The following is a 23582-nucleotide window of genomic DNA, read 5'->3' as shown; positions in this document are numbered from 1 at the left end:
TTTATTTCTATCCACCATCAACCATTCACTATTCACTTGCGGTAACAAGCAATGTTTTTAATTTTTACCTTCATTTTACTTGTAACATCTCTTTTACTACCGTCACTCGCTTACGCCTGGGGCCCGGCCTGCCACTTGGAATATGCCTCCAAAGCATTAGAATTAAGCGCAGCTTTTACTCCTTTGCTGCGTCATCTAATTGAAAAATACAAAGACCATTTTTTATATGGCTCGGTAGCTGCCGATATAACCTTGGGCAAAAATGCGCGCGGATATTTGTATAACTGCCACAACTGGCAAGTACCCATGCAAATTTTTGAAAAAGCTCCGCTCGATAGCCAAAAAGCATTCATGCTTGGCTTTATGGGGCACTTAGCAGCCGATACCGTAGCTCATAATTTATTTGTACCCTTTAAACTCATCCGTTCTTACAACTCTAAAATGATGGGCCATGTATACTGGGAAGTTAAAATGGATCTCTCCGTGCCCGATATTTACTGGAAAATGTTTCGCACGTTTGCCGAAGGCGATTTTTCGCAAGACGATGCTCTTTTAGAAGGCCATTTAAAACGCACCCTCTTTTCATTTAAAACAAATAAAAAAATCTTTAATGGGCTGCTCATGCTTCAGCAAATGACTCAATACAAAAGCACCATTACTACTTTGGCCCACAATTCTGGCTGGCAAATTAAAAGTACCGATATTGAACAATATAAAACACTGGCTATTAATACGATGATCAATTTTTTTAAACATTTTGAAAAGTCTTACGCCTTACAAGCCGACCCTACTGGCAAAGCCCGCATGGTGTATGCACGCGACATCATCGATAACTTGCGCGATCATACCAAAAACGGAGTTTTAACAGAGCCTCAAAAAGAAACTTTACTGGATCACATCAAAATTAACATGCAGCAAGGCCTATACACCCCCATCGAATTACCTGTGGTCCAAAATTATCTCTAAATCTTAACGGACTTCTTGCTTCTTACCCAGTGTTTTGTATACTGCCCCCGCATGAAAAAAGCCTGCGGTGCATTCTTTCTAATCACTCTTATTGTTGTTTCTATTGTATGCGCCAAAAAATTTGATCACCCCTTAAAAAACCAAACTTATCTTGATAAAAACGGGCTCTTGATTGGCACTCTTAACACGCTTAATGGAGGGTACGGTCAATGGACTCCATACAAAGATTTACCGCAAAATTTTACCCGCGCCACCCTCCAAAAAGAAGATCGTTATTTTTATTATCATCCGGGCATCAATCCTTTTGCCATTATACGGGCATTTTTTACTAATATACGTTCTTCTAAAACTTACGGGGGTTCTACCATTACTCAGCAGTTGGCTAAAAATTTAATTCAAATTCATCAAGGCTCTTTTTTAAAACGGACACTTTTTAATAAAATTTATGAAGCTTTTACAGCGCTGGGCTTAGAAATACTACATTCCAAAGAATGGATTTTGGAATATTATGTTAATACTGCTTATTATGGTAACCGCGCTTACGGGCCTAGTGCCGCAAGCCTTATTTATTTTGGCAAGCCACTGGAGCAATTAAATAAAACCGAATTTACAAGTTTGGTTAATTTTCCACAAAATCCATCAAAAACGCCAAAGCCTGTTTACACACCAGCCCTCTTGTCTCACACGCGTCATTTTTTGGAATGGGCATCACGCTTTAAACAAAATGAACAATCTATTAAAACAACACTCGATTTAAACTTAGAGAATAAAATTGAGGAGAGCCTTAAAAAAATAAGTGCCGCAAAAGCCCAAGAAGATCCCTTTCTTAATTACGCCGCTATTGTTATTGAGGTTAAAACTGGCAACCTTATTGCCATGATTGGTTCACGCGACTACTGGAACGAAACTATTAACGGCCAGTACAATACCGCACTGGCCCTGCGCCAACCCGGCAGTGCCTTAAAACCGTTTACCTACTTTGCAGCTTTTGCCAAAGGATATTCACCAGACACCTTAATAGATGACTCTCCTGTTTCGTACGGCACGCCCAATGAAAATGATGTTTATGAAGGCTACATGCCTCAAAACTTTGACAAACGCTACCATGGCACACTTACCTTGGGCGAAGCATTGGGCAATTCACTCAATGTACCGGCCGTTAAATTATTAAATACCATCGGCCTTTCCTATTATTACGAACTGCTCCAAAAATTTGGATTTACCACTTTTGATAAAAACCCCGCTCATTACGGTTTATCGCTTACCTTAGGATCGGGAGAAGTAAGCTTACTGGAGCTTACCAATGCCTATGCCACATTGGCACGCGGTGGAGTTTTTAAACCTGTAAAATTTTTAGCCAGTCAAACAGATGAAAAAGGAGTACCAGTAATAGATGATGCACATCTTTATGCGAGTCAGGTTACTCAAGTTTTAGAAGATGAAAAATTACGTTTAAAATCGTTTGGCTTTAATGAAGATTTATTTTTTGATGGTGCAAATGTAGCTGTTAAAACGGGAACCAGCACTAACCAAAAAGACAATTGGACTCTTGGTTATAACAAAGAGTATGCCGTAGGTGTATGGATGGGACACTCCGATAACACACCACTCACAACCGTTGCCAGCCGCGGCACCGGGCCTTTATGGCATGGTATTATGGAAATGCTGGTTGAGAGGAAAAAGCAAAATTATACGGTAGCCACTAAAGAAAATGCACCTCCTGTTGTGAACCATATTCAAGAAGACGCTCCTTTTAAAATTACCAGTCCTCTTCCTCACTCTATTTATAGAAAAACAAGTTATTTGCCTGATGAACCACAAAAAATTTTGGCTCGTATTCAAACCAGTGATATTGTGCCACTACGCATTTATGTAGACGGTGAAGAAAGAGTGTTTTCACAAACTGAAAAACAGGCCTCTTTATGGATTAATCCAGAAGTGGGCGTTCATACTCTTACTGTGGCCACAGCCAATTATAGCCAATTGATTAAATTTAAAGTTATTGAGTAGCCAGGAGCTTTTATGAAACTAAAATTATATATCACCTTTTTAATCATTATATTGTTTATACCTGCTTGCAAAAAGAAAGTAGATGACAAAGCTCCCGACCTGCATATCACTTTTAAAGCTCCTTCCGATAAAGAAGTACCACTCAATGTTGATGGTATTACGGTTATGTTTGATCGTGCCATGATTCCGCTCACAACACTTGATAAAGGACGCGATCAGGCTATTGATATCAAAATTTCACCCGCCATTGAGGGGAAATATTATTGGCTAGGCACTCATGGTTTTATTTACCGCCCCACTACTCTTTTAACCCCCGGCACCACTTATAAAATGACCATTCCGGCTGGACTTACTGCTATTGATGGCGGTGTTTTAAAACAGGATATGAACTGGGAATTTACTACGCTTACGCCAAAAATTATCAACTCTACACCTTATAATAACGACACAATCCACCCACATAAGTCGGTTATTGAACTTACTTTTAACCTGGCTATGGATACGCAAAACGTAGAAAGCAAAATTGTATTTTTAGACAAATCAACTCGTGAAAAATTTTCACCCGACACCAAACTAACGTGGTTGGATGGCGACCATATTTTACAAATAAGATTTAACCGCGATTTACCATGGGGAAAAGATTTCGAAATCAATCTTCCGGCTGGTATATTGGCCAAAAATTCATCTGCTGGAATGACTACACCGTATACCGTTGCTTACAGTACTCCGCCACAAACATTTACCATTGAAAAAGTTTACGATACCTATACGCAAAAACAACTTTCGCCAGGAACCAATAACCCGGTCGAAACCTATAGCCAGATTTGTTACAAATTCACTCAAGCCGTAGAAGGAATAGATACCAAAAACATCTTAAAAATTGAGGCGACAGACAAATCGGAAATAAAAAACCGTGATTACTTTTCGGGAAGTGATTCATTTTGGGTGATTAATGAAAAGAATGAAAAAGATACAATAAAAGGTTTTACAACTTACTGCGCCGATTTTTTAGATCTTTATAACAAAAAATATACTTTTACGCTTAACACTCATAAATTAAAGGCTATCAGCGGCGCTACCTTTGAAGGCAATGAAGCTTCATATACTGTAAGCACACTTCACGCGCCATCAACCCTAGAATCGGGCTTAACAAAAAGTATTCTATCCCTTCGTGGCCCAAAGCAAATTCCCTACCGCGCAACCAATATCACCAATATTAAAGCTCGCATCTATCAACTCCAATCAAATTTTTATTCCGAATACATTCACAGCTATCACCCTCGCAAAGAATATGACCCTAACAACTATCAAGATTACATTTACCCGTATGTGGATAATAATATTGCAAATTATTTGAACATTCCCCTTACCGACAACAACACAATCGACCAAGACCGATTGCCGGCCATGATAAGCGCGTCGATTACTCCCGATAACTCATCGCCCGATCTGGAATTTAATTTTAAATTAGATTTAAATTCTCCCGAATTTTCAAATTTACCCAGTGGCTACTATCTTATTGAAGTAAACGGCGATCCTACTCTTGGCCAAACCCATGCGGGCTCGGTACTCTCTATTGTACAAATTACGCCTGTAGCCATTGCTTTAAAACGCGATATCGATCATGCCCTGGCATGGGTAACCGATATTGAAACGGGAAAACCTGTAGAAAACTTACCTGTGTCTCTCAATCTGATTCCGGATGGACTAGCCAACATCACAAAAGTTGTTACTACCAATAAAGACGGGATGGGAATTGCTGAAGGGCAATGGGCTACTACCGATACCTATGGCACCCAATTTTGTGCCGAAATTTTTACAGAAGATACTAAAGCCTATTCGTGTCTGACTATGCACGAGCTTGATTACAATTACCCCTTAACCTCATCAAAAAATTACTTCACCTATGTTTATACCGACCGTCCCATCTATCGTCCTGGCCAAGAAGTAAATTTTTCTGCCATGGTACGACAAGTATATGAGGGTTACTATTTAACACCTTCGGCCGGAGAAACATTTTCGGTAAGTGTTACCGACTCCAGTGGCAGTGAAATTTATAAGCAGGATGACGTCTCTCTTGCTGTTGGCGGTTTTTTATCGGGATCCTTTACGCTGGATGATAAGGATGATACCCCCCGTGGAAATTACAATATTAGTATTTTATCTACCAACCAAACTTTTTCACGCCAGTTTGTGGTAGCGAGTTACAAAAAGCCCGGTTACAAGGTAGATATCACGCCCGAAAAAGAGGAAATTGTAAGTCTTCATCCTCTTAAGGCGACAGTGACCGGCGAATATTTTTTTGGTGCCGCACTCAAAGGCGCTAAAACCCGCTGGTCTATCATGACAACCACCTACAATTTTAGACCCGAGGGTTACGAGCGATTTAATTTTGTGGATCCCGATTTATTATACGCAAATAATAGCACGGGCAACATGTATGATTATGAAGGCGAGTATTATGGTGAATACGATTACTCCTATATGACCAAAAGTGAAGCCGGCTCCTTTTACGACGACCCAAAAGGCGCACTAGCCAGCCGCAAAAGTTCCACTTTTTTTAATGATGCTAACGATAAAAAAATAAAAAATAATAAAGTAAGTTTAGATGATGAGGGACATTTAACAATCAATTACACACCCGATCTTAAAAAATATGCCACTAGCCAAGTGCTTACCTTAGAAGCAAATGTAACCGACCCTTCAAACCAAGAAGTATCTACTGCTACCGATGTTGTGGTGCACAAAGCCGACTATTATTTGGGTTTAGCGCCTCAAAAATATGTTTATGGTGAAAATGAAAAAGCGTCCTTTGACATTGTATCGATAAATACACAGGGCAAACCTACTGCCGATAAATCGTACAAATTTGAATTATATGAACGTGACTATCAGTTTATAGAGCGCAAAAACGGGAGTGGTTTTTGGGAATACATTTATGAACCCAAAGATACGCTAATTGATTCCGACTCGGGCTCTACCGATGGTAATGGAAATGGAGAAGCCACTGTTAAAATTTCTAAGCCCGGTTATTACTGGGCTGTTGTAAAATCGACCGATAAAAAAGGAAATACTATCCGGAGTGCAACCGATGTGTATGCGTATGGTGACGGTTATGTGCCCTGGAAAATGAATGATCGTCAAAAGCTGGAACTTGTGCCCGATAAAGCTGTCTACAAAATTGGAGATACAGCAAAAATTTTAGTAAAATCACTTGTTCCTGTGAGTAATGCATTGGTAACACTGGAACGTGGACGCTTGTTAAAAGCTGAAATGCGTAAAATTGGCAACGAAGGCAATGCGGGTGTTATTGAAGTACCCATCACCGAGGGAATGATTCCCAACTTATTTATTAATGTGGTGGCACATGCGGGTCGTGACAAAACGCAAACACCTATGCTGTTTAATGGATCTACCGAAATTAAAGTGGAACCGGAGCAGAAAAAGCTTTTAGTCTCTCTTATACCGGACAAGTCTGACGCGTCTGACAAAACAAAAAAGCCGGTTTATCGACCTGGCGACAAAGTTACCATTAAAGTAAAAACCACCGACCCTGCCGGAAAGCCCCAAGCCTCAAGCCTGGCTGTAGCTGTTGTAGACGAAGCCGTTTACAAACTACTCGATTATCAACTGCCTAATTTGGTGGAAAAATTTTACTATAACCGGCCTAACGGCGTTAATTCTGCCTCCTCTATGATCTCGCTTAAAGCAGGTGATGGAAATGCTACCGGTGTAGATAAAAAACGACGCATTTTTAAAGACACCGCTCATTATGTGGCTCTGCTACAAACCGATCAAAATGGAGAAGGGTCTTTTTCGTTTACACTTCCCGATAACACAACAACGTGGGTGGTAGAAGCCTTAGGAATTAGCCATTCTAAAACCTGGGAAGATTTTTCTAAGCAAAATGTGTTGTTAAGTCTGGACGATAACAACCGTTCTTCTACCAATAATTTATCACTTTCGGACAATACTTTTGTAGGGGGCAATCGCGTGAGCATTTTATCTACACTCCCTATTGTATTACAAACCGCCCTGCCTCGTTTTGCAGCTTGGGGTGACATGATTAAAACTAAAGTATTACTTAATAATCGCAACCCTCAAGATACAAGCGGCAAACTGCTGATTAAACTCAGCGGTGATGCCGTATTTGATGGAGAATCTAAGGTAAAAGAATTTCCCTTTACGGTTAAAGCCGAAAACCAAACTACCATACCTTTTGAAATGAGCATTCATCACAGCTCAGAATTTTTTACAATAGATGTGGAGGCTCAAGACTCCAAGGGTAATATTTTAGATTCCATGAGTTCTACAATCCCGGTAATTGATCGGTACCAACCCGAAATGGTTGCCACGATGGGACTTGTGACCGACAAGGAAGCAAAAGAACAAATTGATTTACCTAAAGAAGGGGTTTCTCAAGAAAAGGGTTTTGTAGACATCAGCTTAAAATCTTCCATGGGGCTTGCCATTAGCGAACCTATGCGTTCGCTTGTAAGTTTCCCCTATTATTGTTCTGAGCAACTATCGGCAAGCCTTATTGCTATGCTTTTATCTAAAAACTACACCGAGCGTTTTGGCGAGAAATATTTTGATAGCTTGGCACCTCTTACTCCATTTGAAACAAGAAACGCCAAAACAACGGCCGATAAAATGGCCATACTCGATAATAAAATTAGGGATACTTTGGATCGTCTTCCCCTTTATCAAGATAGCGCATCAGGCGGTATGAAATATTGGCCCAGTTCTCCTTACCCCAGTGATTACCCCAGTACACAGGTGTATTTAGCTTATCTTATGGCCAAGAATATGAACTATGAGGTGAAAGGTGATGTTGAGCGTTTAAAAACTTATTTATGGCCTGTGATTAACGATAAAAAAATTGGAACAGCATTTAGAGCCTTTACCCTTTGGGTTTTAGTGCGTGATGGTTTAAGCGATTGGACGGTGAGTAGTTTAAAAGATGAACCTGTTGAAAAAATGGACATCCCCACTCTCTCCTATTTAACCTTGGCCTATGCCGATATTGAATCAAAAAATCCATCACCGGAACTGTCTCATAAGCTAGAAATGCTGACTAACCGTTTAGGAACATTAGCCGAACACCATCCACGCCATGTGGTATGGGAAAAGGCATCGGAATATTGGAGTGATCCTGTCACCAATACAGCACTTGCGGCCAACGCTCTTATTCATAACAATAAGGAAGATCCGCTTATTGCTAAAGCCTTGTCGTATCTATTTAATAGAAAACAAAATCATGGTTACATCACCACCAGCGCTTTAAATTTAATTTTGTTGGGTGAAAGTTTTATTAATACCTATCGCGAAGACGAAACCAATTATTTAAGCAAAGTAATTTTTGGCGGCGATACCAAAATGGAACAAAAATTCACAACGCAAAATATCACCGAGGTGGCTCAGTCTAAAATTCCACTCACCGATATTACTAAAAAAACCATGCCTGTTGATGTGAGCTTTAATAAAGAAGGAACAGGAACTCTTTATTACGATATGCTTATGAAATATTATCTTCCTCCCGAAATTACCCCTACGCGTGAAGAAGGCCTGGTCATTAACCGCGAGTACTATGCGTTAGATGATGTGAAGGAAGAGCATCCCTTAAGCGAGTTTAAAGCCGGTGAAAATTACAAAGGCCACATCACGGTAATTGTGCCTAATAATTTAAATCAGGTCCTCATTGAAGACCCATTACCTGCTGGTTTTGAACCTATTGATATGCAGCTTGCCACCAGTTCACGCTCGGCCCAAATGGAAGCCGAGGATGTAAGCGACACATCGAGTGTAGGATATTCGCCCTATGATGACGTAGAGTTTACCGACGATTACGGCATGAGTTACGGCTTTGTGCATCAAGAAATTAGGGATGATGCTTTAATATGGAGTGACGAATATCTTCCTGCCGGAGCCTATCATATTCGTTACCCGGTGCGCGCCACCACAGCCGGCAAATATTTAATGAGTGGCGCTTTGGCCTTTGAGTTTTACGAACCCGAAATTTTTGGACGGAGTAAGATGAAAATGGTCGAAATTAAGTAAAGCTTTTTTAAAACTTATATAGACTTATAAACGATAAAAAAATAATGGCACCTTATAACACGGTGCGTAAAAATAGAAAGATAAACATGAAAACCACTAAAGTTATCGTTTTTACTACACTTATTATCACCATAGCTATTGGTATACTTTATCGTTTCCAGGTTGTTTCAATTAACCTCCCTTCTTTAAAAAATGGTGTTGGCGCCATCCAGGGCAACTTTAAAACCAAAGCCACAACCCGCAATAATGAAGTACGCCCTGTTTTCTACGATGAATACGAACAGTTTTTAGAAGACAACCCTGAAGCCGAAGGCATTACATACGAACAATGGCTTCAGTATATCAAAAATAAACACCAAAACCCCTCCGCTCAAGATATCAATACCCCTGTTAATATTACACCCGATCAAGAATTTATGGACTTGGGATTCAAAAATGGCACGGCCTGGGTTGATGCTTCTGGAAATCTCAGCGCCGTTGACATTTCTTTTGATGATGGGGCCTCTCTTTCTGCAATGATGTCTGCAAATGGTTCTTCGTTATTAATTACATACACACATGCCAACACTACTTATGCTAAATTTGATGTGATTGCTGGAGAAAATGGCTTTACATCCCACATTGTTGTAAATGGAATTGATATTGGCACAGTGAGTGGAAGCACCTGGAGTGAGTTTGCAGCCAATTTGACAAGCAAGCTCAAAACATTTGGTTTTTCGGATAAGGAAATAAAACGCATGCTTAAAACCATTAAAAAGATGCTTAAAGCGAATACCACCTTAGTAGATCCTAATAGTCCTGACAGCGACGATAACTCTGATAGGGGCAATGATATTCGTGATGATATAATTATGTGGTAATTTTATTTAAAATTAAAATCTACACGCCCAGCCACGCCACCACCGGCTATGGTGCGTTTTCCAAAACGGCTGTCCCAGTTTAACTGGAGTTCGGGAGTGACCCTAAAAGTGACATTGCCATCACCCATGGGCACCTTAGCCTGTACTTCGCCACCAAACGTTAAGGTACTGCCACTTTTACCGGGCACTTCAACCTGACCAGGCTCTTCACCATCAGCCAAAATATCATCACTATTTACAACAGCAGTATCGTTACTATTTGTAAAGACTACCGATCCTTGATCAAAAGCATAACCATTAGGGTTACGCACATCATTAAAGGTGAGATACGGCCTGCCCGATAGCCAGCTTAACTTATCTTTTCCTTTAAAATCTTGCGTGGTTAATTCTAGACGATTTCCAAAAGTAAGTGCTGGAAAAGCAGGACTTGAATCGGATAAAATACTTAAATCATAAGTAGCAATAAACTTTCCCCATCGGGCCCCTAAATTAACACGTGGATTGACCAAATTACGCTCGGCGCTTGGATTATCTTCGGGTGCCGCCGGATCATGCCCGGCATTTACCGATACCGCCCCCATAAACATGAGTTCAAAAGGATCGGTATGAAAATGAATATAAGCCGCCGGTGTAAATTGAATGCGTTTAGACAGAAAAGGATTAGGGCCATTAGGCGTATGCCAAGTAGTAACACGTCCATCATCTCCGGGAGCAGCACTAAAACCTAAAAACATTTTGCTATCTAAGCGCCCGTTCATCAACAACGCAAAGGCACCATAATCCAGGTTATCAAGCGAGCGATTATAGGTAATATATCCACCCAGCTCACCACGTCCTTCTACGTTTACAGGCCTGTCTATATATGCACCACTACGCGGCATGAGCTTTTCCATACCGGGAAATCTTCCGTATAGCGTCACAACAGGATCGTACGCACCAAAAGAAAAAGCAAACGACGCTTGCTTCTTTTTACCTAACAAGGGAGTTCCAAAACGAAATTCAAAATCACGCACTAAACGCCAATCACCTTCTTTACTTTTATAACGAGGTTTACTGGTAAACGAACCACCATTAATTTCATCACCGTTATTGGCTGTAAATACAGGCTGAGGAAAACCGTAGCGCCCTTCTCCATTTAAAATAAATTTAAATTTGCCACTCTTATCACCACTCCCTAAATCGGCATCACAACTCATGCCGTAGGTTCCTCTAAAACCAGGAGCTATTGAATAGCCTTCAAGCCTTAAGCCCATATTTCCATCACATGTACCCATAAAAAACTCTCTTTCCCTTATTTTTTCAAAGTAGCCCCATTAAAGTTCAAGTTTATCTTGTTGAATGTTATGGAATTAAGCATGCCCTGCCAGTTGACTATATCTAACATGTACAACTTGCTGTCTTTGGTAAGCATCCAAACGCTATTACCTTTAAACCACATCTGGCCAATACCGCTTTCAATACCATCCAAATAAAAACTAGTGTCCTTTGCTATTTTTAAACCGCGATAGTCACCATACAGCTCACTAGCACCGTCTAAAGCAAAACCCGTTATGGAATAGTGTCCGCTTGAAACAACACTCCATTCATTAGCATCCTCTGTTTGATAAACCGTGGTAGCACTTCCGGCATAAAGACCATCTCCCTTAGCTTCAAGCCAGGTAATGCCCGAGTTGCCGGTAAAGTTTGATTTTTCCCAAGTAAGCGTATCGTCACTTTGGTAAACCGAACCTCCTGAAACAACGAAAACTTTTTTGCCATTCTTAATACCTTGCGTAACAGGCTTTTTATCAAACAGGCTCACCTTGCTAATATTTTCGGTAACACCTCCGGTGGCTGTGCAATCTTTTAAACGCCACAAACCTTCTTCATGGCCAATTAAAAGCTCTTTGGGGTGTTTGGGATTTTTGAGCAAAAATGAAATTTTGGAATAATCTTTGGCATCGTGGCTGCCCGATTTGGTAATTGCCAACATATAATTGGGGCCGCCTGTTAAGCCCGATGCATGTGCACCATCATCATAACTGCGGTAGAGATGCCCGTTTTGCGTGGCAATAAAAATAGCGCCATTGCAAACATCGCCACCCGAAGCCACCGCCACAATAGGCGACTCGCCTTTTTTGGATTCATTCTTTTCTAAAATACCACTGGCGGTTGTAATATAATTCCAGGTTTTTCCTAAATCGGTGCTGCGATAAACTTTTCCATCGGTAGTACCCACCCACGTTTTACTATCGGTTCCACTAAGAGATGCCACCGGGGGTAAATTAAAAGGAATGGCCGCCTTAGCAGTAATACTCAATGTTTTTTCTGCCGTCACACCACACACCGAAGTTTGAATTTTAGCCGTACCGTTTTGAGTAACAACTACTGTTTCTGTTCCCGAAGCTTCGCTCAAGTTTGTACCGTCTGGCAACGTTACTACAGTATCACTATCGCTCATCGCATTATTCCACGTTAACGTTACCGATTCGCCGGCATACACACCCGTGCGGGAGGCCGTGAAGGTTAATTCGTTTTTTAATGTTGTTGGGTTTGGCGCTGTTGCACACGGATCATTATTTTCACCTTCATCAGTATCGTCATCATCTATGGGATTAACGGTAATGGTAATACTTTGACTATCAACAGCTTCTCCATCTTCAGAAGCAGGAGCATCGGGAGAATAAACAGATAAAGTATACGTGGTGGAAGTTTCGGGAGTAAGTGTGGCGCTTCCAACAGGATCGGTTTGAGGACCAACGGGGTCTAAAATAATATCGCCCGCAGCTTCGGTTTCCCAACTTAAAGTAACGTTCTCGCCTTGAGTAATAGTAGTTTTATCGGCTGTAAAAGATATGATGGCCGGAGCAATAACATCGGCCGGTTTGTCATCGCCCATGCCTGGTAAGGGTCCGTTACTACAAGCTGCAAATGCAAAAAGAAACACTAAGGGAAATATTTTTTTGATCATAAAAATGCCTCATTAATCTCCCCCTCTTTTCGGCATCCTTACAATAAAGTTGTCTTCATTACGGTGATGTTTTTGTGACTTTTTTGTGTCAATTTTTAATAGGCGGAAGCAGTGGAATAATCAGCATTACTGGCTAAATAATCATCTTCTATAGTGGAACATGTGGCGTACTCTTCATCATAATCAAAGCTTTGCAGGTATTCGTCTTCCATGGGATAAACAGGACTTTCGGGAGGATTAACGCTTACTTGTGCAACAGGTTCATCTTCGCACACCGGCTCTTCATCCATTTCACATACGGGCGCTTCTTCATAATCAGACACTACCAGAACGGGTTCTTCTTGGTACACGCCCATTTCAAAAACAGCTTTGTAGGCCGCTTCAAAATAAGCAAGATGAGCCGGCATGTTTTCGGTCCAGACAAAAGTCTCGCAAATATTTTGATAATAAGCTTCGCGTTGGTCGGGATCGTCAATCAAAGATAAATCGCCAATCAGCATATCAATCATATTTTTCCAGAAATGACCTTTGTTGACTACACCATCCAGGGTACTTTCGGAAACTAGCGGCATCGAACCCAACAAGGCTCTACCCCGCAAAATACGTGATTCATAATCTTCGGCATTAATACCACTGAAAGCCGCCATATCACGCCCATAACTATCGAGGGCCAGACCGGCTTTCATTTCTACTTTTTTGGGATTATAAAAGTAATCGTAAATCCAGGGAGAAGCTATGGTTACACCGGCCGCAACAGGGGGGACATAAGCCAAAGCGCCTGCCAGAGAAAATCCTCCAGTGGCCGCCGCCGTTCCTTCAGCAGCCACAACTCCTGTACCGGCAGCAGTGGTGGTTGTGCCAGTAGCCGCTGCAGTCGTTGTTGTTGTAGCGGTAGCACCCGCCATTCCTTCAGAAGCAATAAATGTTCTAACAGAAGTTCCCAGAGCCCCTATAGCTCCCCTACCCGCGCCATAAACATATTCAAATCCCGATCCTATAGTACGTGTAACAACGTTATCAAATACAGGACGAACAAAACCTACTCCTCTGGCCAAAACACCATCTATCGCTTCCCAGGCAGGATAGGTAGATTGAACGAGCTGTTGTCCACCGGCCGGCAATAAATTGTAAGCCCCACGCAGTAATTGCCCACCCCACTGTGCATATTTGGAACCAATACCAATACCAAGTAAACCCTTTGCCAACATGCGTCTAAACCATTCTTGCTCACCTTCTTCAGCTACTGGGGCCGTGCCTAAAAGCGTATCCACCGTCCAGTCAATAGGTTCTGCTATAGCACGAGGAAAATTTTCGGTCATATTGGCATGATATTCAACAATACCATCAATTAAAGCGTCGCTCGTGAGAAATCCTGCAAAATAAAAGGGAGCTTTTCCTACGGCTCTCAAGGTTTGCAAGGCTCGAGGATCTGCCAATTGCAAAGTATTACCGGCTACTACAGAAGCGGTCATCCCCGACACATGGGCTTGTTTTTCGCTAGCTCCAGCTTTACCGGCTAATGATTTGATACCATAATAAGTAGCCACATCGGCCAAAGCCGCAGCAAAAGCGCTTCTTTCAGCAAGCATGGCAACCTTGCGCAAAAGTTCATCGTCTGCCAAACTATAAGCACCGGTAGATTTTAAATAATCAACAGCTGCATCTATACTTACATTTCGAGCCAGGTTACGAACCTCATAAAAATGAGGTAATTCCATCATAAATTTAATTGCGCGACCGGTTCCGTTTACGGCAGACTCTTCTCCCTTAAGCGAAAATTCAACAAGAGGCGTACGTATTCGGGTTGAGAAATCGGCCCCTACTTTTACTCCGGCTTTAACTAAAGTACCATCAACCGCGGTATAAGGAGCAAAAAAACCACCTTGTACTAAAGCTCTTCCTTCAGTGGTACCTATTTCACCAATCACACCACCGCTTAACGAAGTTCCCAATTTTGTCTCAAGACTTTCAGTTAAAACATCTCCAGCCAAGGTTCTGGTTGTTCTACTTTCTAATCCACCAAACCATCGGTTACTCACTCCTGTTGTTGTTTGCCTTAAAACTTCCGTAGCTCTGGGCATCAATACATCATAAACAACATTGTTTTTAAATCGGGCCCCATGTGCAAATTCATTAACAGCAGCACCGTAGAAAGGCATGGGGGCAAAGGCAGATACAGTCCTATCCACATCAGGAGAAGCTACATCATAGTGTGGTACTGCATAGTCTTCCAAACGAACAACAGGAGGCAAATAAACAATTTCGGGCTGTATCCACGGAGGAGTTACTTCTGCTTCTTTTTCTTTTTGCGTTTCTTTTTGCTCTTGGACGCTTTCTTGTCCGGCTTTTTCTCTTTTGTTGTTTCGAACAATTTCTCCTTCAAAACGAGGGTAGCCTTCTCTTCCTTCTGGTGTGTTGGGTACTGAATTGTTAGTTCCCACAGCATCTTGGGAAACAGCTTCATTTGCATCTTGAGTAATAATTCCATTATTTTCTTCCTCGGGAACAGTCCACAATAAATACCCGCCTTCAATAATAAGATCGGCATTTTTTACGAAATTGTTATGTTGATTTTGACGGTACAACTCACGTCCGTAGATATCACCCAAACCAAACTTACGGGCTAGAGTTGATAAACAATCGTTGTGGTTTATTTTAATAAGATAGGTGCCAGACTCGTGGGGCAATACGGAAGACGCCCTTTGCCCTTCAAGAGCACAGGCCACAGCTTCTTTTCCGTTTGTATTAGAGCGAACAGTATCCAGAAGGCCGATGATAGCGGCACTTTGTGCGGGATCAATTCGGTATATTTCACGTGTTGTCATCAGTATCCTAACAACAGGATCGCCATCTATAGATAGCCCACTTGGGCTAACATGCGGTCCTGTAGTACTAACAAGTCGATTTTGTCGGCAAATCTGCCGACGACTTGTTAGTAAAACTACCTGCCCTCTTCCTCTTTAAAACTGAAAAGGAGAGTAGATTTTAATTGTGACGCTTTAATGACAAAAATGTTAAGTGTTCGTTAGGATTGGGTGAAGGTAAATGCAGGTTATTTCACAGACTAGGCGCGGACTTCCTGTTCGTAAGTAATCAAACTATCAAAAAAACGCATGTCCGGATATTTTTCCTGCACGTAGTTTTCTTCCCAATCATTCTTAAATAAAATCATGGGATAATCGCGCACATCAAAAACAATCTGGTCGCGGTAATAGCTTTCAAACTCTTCTAGTACTTTTTTATTTGTAGAATGGTACCAGCGTGACGAGGAAAAACTCAAGGGAATAAATTCGGCATCGGCCCCATATTCGTTAAGTAGGCGGAATTTCACAACTTCAAACTGCAAACGGCCCACCACTCCTATAATAATGTCTGAATTAAACTTGCGTTTAAAGAGCTGGCTGGTACCTTCTTCGGCCAATTGCTCCACACCCTTGTGAAGTTGTTTAATTTTAATGGGATTTTTGAGTTCAACGCGGCAAAACATGTCGGGCGAAAACTGTGGAACACCGGTAAATTTAAGTTTTTCGCCCAAGGTTAAGGTATCGCCAATCATCAAGGTGCCTCGGTCATGAAGTCCAATGATATCGCCGGCATAGGCCTTTTCCACGTTTTTGCGCTCCTGACTCATGAAGGTAAGCGCATTGTTGATGCGAACGACGCGGTCTAAACGCACATGGTAGACATCAATTCCCGGATAGAATTCACCCGAGCAAATACGAAAAAAGGCCATACGGTCGCGGTGTTTGGGGTCCATGTTGGCCTGAATCTTAAAAACCACACCGGTAAGCTTTTCTTCGGTAGGTTCTACCAAGCGCTCTTCGGCCGGACGTGCTAAAGGACCTGGAGCAAATTTAAGAAAAGCCTCGAGGAGTTCTTGGATACCAAAATTATTAACGGCCGAACCAAAAAATACCGGGCTTAAATGACCGGCCAAATACGACTCGGTATCAAAATCCCCACCGGCTTCGAGCAAGCTTAGATCTTCTTTAAGTTTATCTAAAAGCTCATCCCCTACTCTTTCTTTTAAGACAGGATCATCCAAATTTTGCACCAGCGTAGTTTCAAAGTTTTTAGTTTTTTGATTGGGATCAAACAAAAGAATTTGTTTAGACAAGCGATTGTACACGCCCTTAAATCGTTTCCCCTGTCCAATAGGCCAGGTAGCAGCAAACGTGGGCAGGCTTAAAACTTTTTCCACTTCATCAATCAGCTCAAACGGATCGCGCCCTTCCAAATCCACCTTGTTCATAAAGGTCATGATAGGAATATGGCGATCGTGACAGACTTTAAATAGTTTTTTAGTTTGTGTTTCGATCCCTTTAGACGAATCGATAATCATCAACGCCGAATCTACAGCGGTGAGCACACGGTAAGTATCTTCGCTAAAATCTTCGTGACCGGGGGTATCCAATAAATTCACCACGTGCCCACCATATTCAAACTGCATCACGGATGACGAAACCGAAATCCCGCGTTGCTTTTCAATTTCCATCCAGTCGGAACGAGCGAATTGCTTGGCACGCTTGGCTTTGACGACCCCGGCCATGTGGATGGCATTGCCGAATAACAAAAGTTTTTCGGTAACGGTTGTTTTACCTGCATCGGGGTGCGAAATAATTGCAAATGTTTTACGGCGATTAATTTCGGCTAATTGATGAGGTTCAAGCATAACTGCTATTGGCCAGAACGCATAGAGCCGTAAATAGGACCAAAGATAAATTGAAGTGTTAAAGCAACAAAAGAAAAAGGAAGCATTAATAAAGGTGCCTGGTTAAGAAAAGCAGCTACAAACCCAAATAAAGCCACCGACTCACAACCCGCCATGCGAATAATGGTTTTAGCTAAAATATCCTGGGTAGGATTTTTGAAATCATAAAACATTCTATCAAACGGACTTTTTTCACGTTCCTGATAATAAACTTTGGCTTCATCCATAGTAGAGGGAGGATGAAGGGTAAAAAATGGCCAGGTTACAATAAGCAGCACACTTACAGAGGCCGCCATCAGCATGGCATAAAAGAAAAAACTTTTATCGGGCTGAATAATAAACTCCATCACCCAACCATTTTGTGTTCCCATAAAAAAGCAAACACCGGTAATCATGAGCAAACTAAAATGCAGAGCGAGCGAAATTATCTTAAGCGTTTGGATATTAGGAATTTTGTTGGATGACATAAATTATTCAACCACAACCAAAAGAGCACCACTTTCAACCGATTGCCCTACCGTAACGGCTACTTTGGTAACCTTGCCGGCTTTAGGAGCGGTAATTTCATTTTCCATTTTCATGGCTTCAAGCACCACTAAACCTTGGCCCAGCGCCACTTCATCACCTTCTTTAACTTTTACACCCACCACTTTACCGGGCATTTGGGCGGTCATTTCGGCTTTGCCATGGATTACATCATTACCACCACCAGCACCGGCCGATTTTTTGCGCATGTGTGTTTGATAATCGTCTACAGAAACAATGCGCTCATCGCCGCGCAGGAAAACATGGGATTCTTTTTTGGTGTGGTACAAGCGCAGATCGTACGATTTACCTTCCCACATGACCGAGTAATGACCATCGGCAATTTTAACACAATCCAGCTCGATGTTTTTACCTTCGGATTTATATACAAGCTTGCCGTCTTTCTTATCGATTTCAAAACCAAGCTCGTTACCGTCAATTGTTGTAAAGTATTTTTGACCCATATTAAAATCTCATCGAAAGTGTTTCTCTTAATCCCTGATTTTTCCAAGGCGACTGGTCACTACCCGTGGCAGAACCAGTTGTTTGAGCACTCTTCGCCTGACCCTGTTTATCCAGTGCCGCAACCGCTAACGCCAATTCCAAAGGAATTTGCGATTCGGGCTTCGTCATCAGTTCCGGACGATCATCTAAAAAGCGCGTATAGGTTGTGCCTTCTTTAAAATCTTTGTTGTTGATGATGTTGCGCAAGAACCAGATATTATTTTTAAAACCACCCACTTCATACTCACCCAACGCGCGTTGCATGCGTTGAATAGCCTGCTCGCGGGTATCACCCCATACAATCAGCTTGGCAATCATCGGATCATAAAAAATAGGAATGGTAGCTCCAGGATAAACAGCGGTATCGTGACGCACACCTGGGCCTTCGGGAATGGTCATCCATTCAATGGTGCCCGGAGACGGGAAGAAATTATTTTCGGGATCTTCAGCATACAAGCGCACTTCTAAAGCGGCACCGCGTGCCTTGATATCTTCCTGTTTTAATCTAAAAGGTTTTCCTTCACCAATTTCAATCTGTAATTGAACCAGATCTAAACCGGTGATCATTTCGGTTACAGGATGCTCCACCTGCAAACGGGTGTTCATTTCGAGGAAATAAAAATTCTGATCTTCGTCCATTAAAAATTCAAGTGTACCCACACCGGAGTAATTCACTTTTTTGCACAAACGCAGAGCCGCTTCGGTAATTTTAGCGCGGGTTTCCGGTTTCATAAAACAAAACGGTGCTTCTTCAACAACCTTTTGATGACGACGCTGAATAGAACATTCACGTTCATACAAATGCAAACCATTGCCATGCTTATCGCAAGCTACTTGCACTTCGATGTGACGTGATGTTTTGAGATATTTTTCTACAAACAAGGTTCCATCGTTAAAAGCTTTTTTAGCTTCCGAGGTAGCGCGTTCAAAAGCCGATTCAATATCGGCTTCTTTTTCTACAATACGCATCCCCTTACCACCACCACCGGCAGCCGCTTTAAGGAGAATGGGAAACCCCATTTCCTTAGCCAGTTTTTTAACTTCGGCCACATCGGCTACAGCATCTTTAGTACCGGGTATCATGGGCACTTTAGCTTCAAGGGCTGCATGACGAGCCTGAATTTTATCACCCATGCGTTCAATAGGCATGGGATCGGGTCCTAAAAAGATAATATTGTTATCCTGGCAGGCTTTCGAGAAAGGCGCTTTTTCAGACAGGAAACCATAACCGGGATGGATAGCATCGGCTTTTGTTTTTTTAGCGACATCGATGAGCTTATCGATAACGAGGTAACTTTCAACCGAAGCGGCAGGTCCAATGCAGTAGGCTTCGTCGGCCATTTGCACATGAAAGGCATTACGATCGGCCTCTGAAAAAACAGCTACAGTTTTAATTCCCATGGCACGGCATGTGCGCATGATACGCACGGCAATTTCTCCTCTGTTTGCGATTAGAACTTTATTAATTTTGACTGTTTTCATTTAACCTGCAGTGCGTTCGTACGATCGTGCGTTCGTGCGTTCGAAAAACTACGAACGTACGATCGTACGAAGTCACGATCGCACGATTACAATGGAATATTCCCGTGTTTTTTACGGGGATTGGTATCCACTTTGTTTTTTAACATTTCGAGCGACTCGATAATCTTTTTACGTGTATCCGAGGGATGAATCACTTCATCGATATACCCCAGCTCGGCAGCCTTGTAGGGGCTGGCAAACTTTTCGCGATAATCGGCAACAAGAGCTGCCTTTTCGGCTACCACATCGGTGGCCTTATCAATTTCTTTACGGAAAATAATATTAACCGCGCCATCCGGGCCCATCACCGCAATTTCGGCTGTGGGATAAGCCAGGTTGATATCACCACGGATGTGCTTGGAGCTCATCACGTCGTACGCACCACCATAGGCTTTGCGGGTAATCACGGTAATTTTAGGAACAGTGGCTTCGGCAAAAGCATACAAAAGTTTAGCACCGTGTAAAATAATACCGCGGAATTCCTGATCGGTACCGGGCAAAAATCCGGGCACGTCTACAAAAGTGACGATAGGAATATTAAATGCATCACAAAAGCGCACAAAACGGGCACCTTTAATAGACGCTTCAATATCCAAACAACCGGCCAAATGCGCAGGCTGATTAGCCACAATACCTACGGGTTTACCACCCATGCGGGCAAAACCAATCACCATGTTGCGCGCATATTTTTCGTGAATTTCAACAAAATGCCCTTCGTCCACCACATCCTTAATGAGCACTTTCATGTCATAAGGTTTGTTGGCATTATCAGGAATAAAACTATCAAGCTTATCGCACTGACGATCGCTGGGATCGTTGGTAGCTTTAACAGGAGGTTCTTCACGGTTGTTAGACGGCATGAAGGACAAAATTTCGCGGGCAAATTGGATGCAATCTTCTTCAGATTCGGCGGCATAATGCGCCACACCACTTTTAGAAGCGTGCGAGAGAGCCCCACCCAGTTCTTCTTTAGTAACTTCTTCGTGAGTCACGGTTTTGATGACGTCCGGACCAGTGATAAACATGTGACCGGTGTTTTTAACCATGAGAATAAAGTCGGTCATCGCCGGTGAGTAAACCGCACCACCCGCACAAGGGCCCATGATGAGTGAAATTTGAGGAACAACACCACTGCTCATCACATTGCGTAAAAAGATATCAGCATAACCGGCAAGGCTGATCACACCTTCCTGGATACGAGCGCCGCCGGAATCATTAAGACCAATAACGGGTGCGCCGGTCTTAGCAGCCAAATCCATTATTTTGCAGATTTTTTTAGCGTAAGCTTCGCCCAGAGATCCACCAAAAGAGGTAAAGTCTTGAGCAAACACAAAAGTTTGGCGGCCATCAATTTTGCCATATCCGGTAACAACGCCATCGCCCAAAATTTTGTTTTTCTCCATCCCAAAATCGGCACAGCGGTGGGTAACAAAACGATCCATTTCCACAAAAGTGCCGGGGTCGAGTAAAAGCTCAATGCGTTCGCGCGCGGTTTTGCGTCCGCCCGCATGCTGTTTTTCAATACGATCAAGTCCTCCGCCAAGGAGGGCCTGTTCTTCTTTTTCTTTTAAAAGCGCTAATTTATCTTTCACTTTGGTACTCTCTGTAAGGGGTTTAAAGGGTTGTTAAGTAACGAGAATGACACGATTAGTCAAGTGAAGAGTAACCCCCTCCCGTCCTCCCCCTTAACCTAAGGTGGAGGGGCGTAGAAAATCTCCCTCCCTTAGATTAAGGGAGGGGAAAGGGGTGGGTTACTCTTACAGTTAACCCGCCACAGCCTCCGGCCGTATCTGATCCCCTCGTAAATCGTCCACCGCATCGGTAAGGCCCTTCAGGGTTAAAGGATACATTTTAAAAATATTCTTGATAGCTTTAATGGTTATATGCCCCCAGTAGTCTTCGGGCTCGGGGTTAAGCCACACGGCCGAGGGATAATGGTCTTTAATCCGCTTCAACCATTCCATCCCCGAGGTGGGATTTTGCTCCCAATAATCGATGGCTCCGCCGGGGCTAAAGAGTTCGTAGGGATTCATGCAGGCATCTCCAACGATGACCACACGGAATGATTTACGAAACTTTTTAAACACATCGTCGATAGGCACCGATTCGTTGCGGTTCATATCGGTAAATAATTTGGAATAGATGCAGTTATGGAAATAATAATGATGGAAAGCTTTAAAATGCGTGGATGCGTGAGCCGCAGAAAAAAGCGACTCCATAAGTTCGATATAAGGATCCATACTCCCCCCCACATCCATGAGCAGGAGGAGTTCAGTTTGGTTTTTCTTTTCAGGTTCAAACACCAGTTCGATATCGCCCGCATTCTTGCAGGTTTTATCAATCGTCTTGTCCATGACGAGTTCAAGATTATGTCCGGTGCGATCTAATTTTCGGAGGCGTTTAAGCGCCACTTTAAAATCGCGCGTATCAATGATGCGATCGCTGCGGTAATTGGCAAATCGGCGTTCTTCGGCCACTTTGACGGCACTGCGCCCTCCTCCCGGCCCGCCAATGCGGATACCGCTAGGGTGAGAACCGGAATGACCAAAGGGCGATGTACCCCCGGTACCAATCCAATGATTACCTCCATGATGCTCTTCCATCTGTTCTTTAAGACGCTCCATAAATTTTTTCATGAGTTCGTCGAGCTCCAGCTTGGGCACATCGGGCATGGCAGGGCGTTCGCCTTCCACAACTTTATTAAGCCAATCCATCAGCTCTTTCTTAATATCTATTTCCCCTTCCCGCCCTTTAAAACAGGCAAGAAAAGCTTGATCGTAACTATCGTAGAGATCTTCGGATTTAACAAGAATAGCGCGCGCTAAGTAATAGAAACGCTCAAGGGACGAATCGTGGATATCTTTAGTAAGAGCGTCCATGAGTGCCATCCACTCATTAGGCCCAACGGGAATTTTAAGCGCACGGAGGCTGTAGAAAAATGGGAGAAGCATTACCTGGATAGATAATGATTATGGATGGGGGATGCAATGAGAAAAATAGTTTATCTATTCAGCCTCTAATGCTCCGTCATTCTCACTCCAACTTTGAAAGTAAGATACCAGAGGATCGGTTACCATAGGACAGGAAACATCAAATAGCACAGAAGAATCTTCTCCTACATTCTCATGAAGTATTCCCAATCTTACACTGCAAGTTGTTTCCTCATCAGAATCATTAACCACACTTCCTGCTGCACCAATAGCCAGCGCATTAATCGCTCCATCTCGAGTATAATTACCAAAAATCACGCCCACCGCAAACCCTCCTATATTACCCTGTTCCGATATGTTCGCACCAAGTGTCAATGAAGCGCCTCTCATATCCTCAACAGTTTCATTACTCACAATAGCCAAGCTGACACCTGTTTGGCTCCTGTTATAATTAGTAAGCCCTGCACTTGCTCCATAAAAGTTATTACCTGTGTAGCCAGTGGGTAACATAGGAGGAGTCATTCCACCTACTTGAAACCCGTAGG

General features: G+C 42.6%; 14 protein-coding genes. 4 read left to right on the top strand and 10 right to left on the bottom strand.

Annotated features, from left to right (window positions below):
- Positions 1-51 precede the first annotated feature (51 nt).
- The 4 genes from K1X76_04950 to K1X76_04935 all read left to right on the top strand — a co-directional run bounded on the left by K1X76_04950 (position 52) and on the right by K1X76_04935 (position 9896).
- The gene (locus K1X76_04950; GenBank protein MBX7148412.1) at positions 52-966 is read left to right on the top strand and encodes a zinc dependent phospholipase C family protein; all 915 of its coding nucleotides are present in this window, start codon (positions 52-54) and stop codon (positions 964-966) included.
- Positions 967-1017: 51 nt separating this feature from the next.
- On the top strand, positions 1018-2976 hold the full coding sequence (locus tag K1X76_04945; protein MBX7148411.1) for a transglycosylase domain-containing protein: 1959 nt from the start codon (positions 1018-1020) through the stop codon (positions 2974-2976).
- A 12-nt stretch (positions 2977-2988) separates the two neighbouring features.
- Positions 2989-9036 carry an Ig-like domain-containing protein gene (locus K1X76_04940; GenBank protein ID MBX7148410.1) on the top strand — a complete coding sequence of 2016 codons (6048 nt, stop codon included), beginning with the start codon at positions 2989-2991 and terminating at the stop codon, positions 9034-9036.
- 86 nt (positions 9037-9122) lie between these two features.
- A complete protein-coding gene (locus tag K1X76_04935; GenBank protein ID MBX7148409.1) occupies positions 9123-9896 on the top strand; it encodes a hypothetical protein in 774 nt (257 codons plus the stop codon).
- A gap of 2 nt (positions 9897-9898) precedes the next feature.
- Here K1X76_04935 and K1X76_04930 read toward each other — a convergent pair whose 3' ends face one another.
- From K1X76_04930 to K1X76_04885, 10 genes are all read right to left on the bottom strand, one after another.
- Entirely contained in the window at positions 9899-11170 is a 1272-nt protein-coding gene (locus K1X76_04930; GenBank protein MBX7148408.1) for a hypothetical protein, read from the bottom strand.
- Positions 11171-11187: 17 nt separating this feature from the next.
- Positions 11188-12846 (bottom strand): hypothetical protein, encoded by a 1659-nt coding sequence (locus tag K1X76_04925; GenBank protein MBX7148407.1) that lies wholly within the window; start codon positions 12844-12846, stop codon positions 11188-11190.
- A 95-nt stretch (positions 12847-12941) separates the two neighbouring features.
- Positions 12942-15671: a hypothetical protein gene (locus K1X76_04920; protein MBX7148406.1), complete on the bottom strand. Its 2730-nt coding sequence runs from the start codon at positions 15669-15671 to the stop codon at positions 12942-12944.
- 239 nt (positions 15672-15910) lie between these two features.
- On the bottom strand, positions 15911-17518 hold the full coding sequence (locus K1X76_04915) for a peptide chain release factor 3 (GenBank protein ID MBX7148405.1): 1608 nt from the start codon (positions 17516-17518) through the stop codon (positions 15911-15913).
- Between the two features lie 5 nt (positions 17519-17523).
- Positions 17524-18024, bottom strand: coding sequence for a hypothetical protein (locus K1X76_04910; protein ID MBX7148404.1), 501 nt, complete (start codon positions 18022-18024; stop codon positions 17524-17526).
- Between the two features lie 3 nt (positions 18025-18027).
- The gene (locus K1X76_04905) at positions 18028-18402 is read right to left on the bottom strand and encodes a biotin/lipoyl-binding protein (protein MBX7148403.1); all 375 of its coding nucleotides are present in this window, start codon (positions 18400-18402) and stop codon (positions 18028-18030) included.
- Between the two features lie 145 nt (positions 18403-18547).
- Positions 18548-20068 carry an acetyl-CoA carboxylase biotin carboxylase subunit gene (locus K1X76_04900; GenBank protein ID MBX7148402.1) on the bottom strand — a complete coding sequence of 507 codons (1521 nt, stop codon included), beginning with the start codon at positions 20066-20068 and terminating at the stop codon, positions 18548-18550.
- Positions 20069-20154: 86 nt separating this feature from the next.
- Positions 20155-21699 (bottom strand): acyl-CoA carboxylase subunit beta, encoded by a 1545-nt coding sequence (locus K1X76_04895; protein MBX7148401.1) that lies wholly within the window; start codon positions 21697-21699, stop codon positions 20155-20157.
- A 171-nt stretch (positions 21700-21870) separates the two neighbouring features.
- Entirely contained in the window at positions 21871-23058 is a 1188-nt protein-coding gene (locus K1X76_04890; protein MBX7148400.1) for a VWA domain-containing protein, read from the bottom strand.
- Between the two features lie 54 nt (positions 23059-23112).
- Positions 23113-23582 (bottom strand): hypothetical protein (locus tag K1X76_04885; protein MBX7148399.1); only part of this gene is annotated, 470 nt, incomplete at its 5' end.

The sequence above is a fragment of the bacterium genome, from assembly GCA_019695305.1.
Lineage (GTDB): Bacteria > UBA10199 > UBA10199 > UBA10199 > JAIBAG01 > JAIBAG01.
The sequence above is the reverse complement of the archived record's forward strand: the minus strand, read 5'-3'. Positions and strand labels throughout refer to the sequence as shown.

What these genes read in the sequence shown, in the direction of transcription:
- K1X76_04950 (MBX7148412.1), top strand. Translation starts at nt 52, where the DNA reads ATGTTTTTAATTTTTACCTTCATTTTACTTGTAACATCTCTTTTACTA.
- K1X76_04945 (MBX7148411.1), top strand. Translation starts at nt 1,018, where the DNA reads ATGAAAAAAGCCTGCGGTGCATTCTTTCTAATCACTCTTATTGTTGTT.
- K1X76_04940 (MBX7148410.1), top strand. Translation starts at nt 2,989, where the DNA reads ATGAAACTAAAATTATATATCACCTTTTTAATCATTATATTGTTTATA.
- K1X76_04935 (MBX7148409.1), top strand. Translation starts at nt 9,123, where the DNA reads ATGAAAACCACTAAAGTTATCGTTTTTACTACACTTATTATCACCATA.
- K1X76_04930 (MBX7148408.1), bottom strand. Translation starts at nt 11,170, where the DNA reads ATGGGTACATGTGATGGAAATATGGGCTTAAGGCTTGAAGGCTATTCA.
- K1X76_04925 (MBX7148407.1), bottom strand. Translation starts at nt 12,846, where the DNA reads ATGATCAAAAAAATATTTCCCTTAGTGTTTCTTTTTGCATTTGCAGCT.
- K1X76_04920 (MBX7148406.1), bottom strand. Translation starts at nt 15,671, where the DNA reads ATGACAACACGTGAAATATACCGAATTGATCCCGCACAAAGTGCCGCT.
- K1X76_04915 (MBX7148405.1), bottom strand. Translation starts at nt 17,518, where the DNA reads ATGCTTGAACCTCATCAATTAGCCGAAATTAATCGCCGTAAAACATTT.
- K1X76_04910 (MBX7148404.1), bottom strand. Translation starts at nt 18,024, where the DNA reads ATGTCATCCAACAAAATTCCTAATATCCAAACGCTTAAGATAATTTCG.
- K1X76_04905 (MBX7148403.1), bottom strand. Translation starts at nt 18,402, where the DNA reads ATGTGGGAAGGTAAATCGTACGATCTGCGCTTGTACCACACCAAAAAA.
- K1X76_04900 (MBX7148402.1), bottom strand. Translation starts at nt 20,068, where the DNA reads ATGAAAACAGTCAAAATTAATAAAGTTCTAATCGCAAACAGAGGAGAA.
- K1X76_04890 (MBX7148400.1), bottom strand. Translation starts at nt 23,058, where the DNA reads ATGCTTCTCCCATTTTTCTACAGCCTCCGTGCGCTTAAAATTCCCGTT.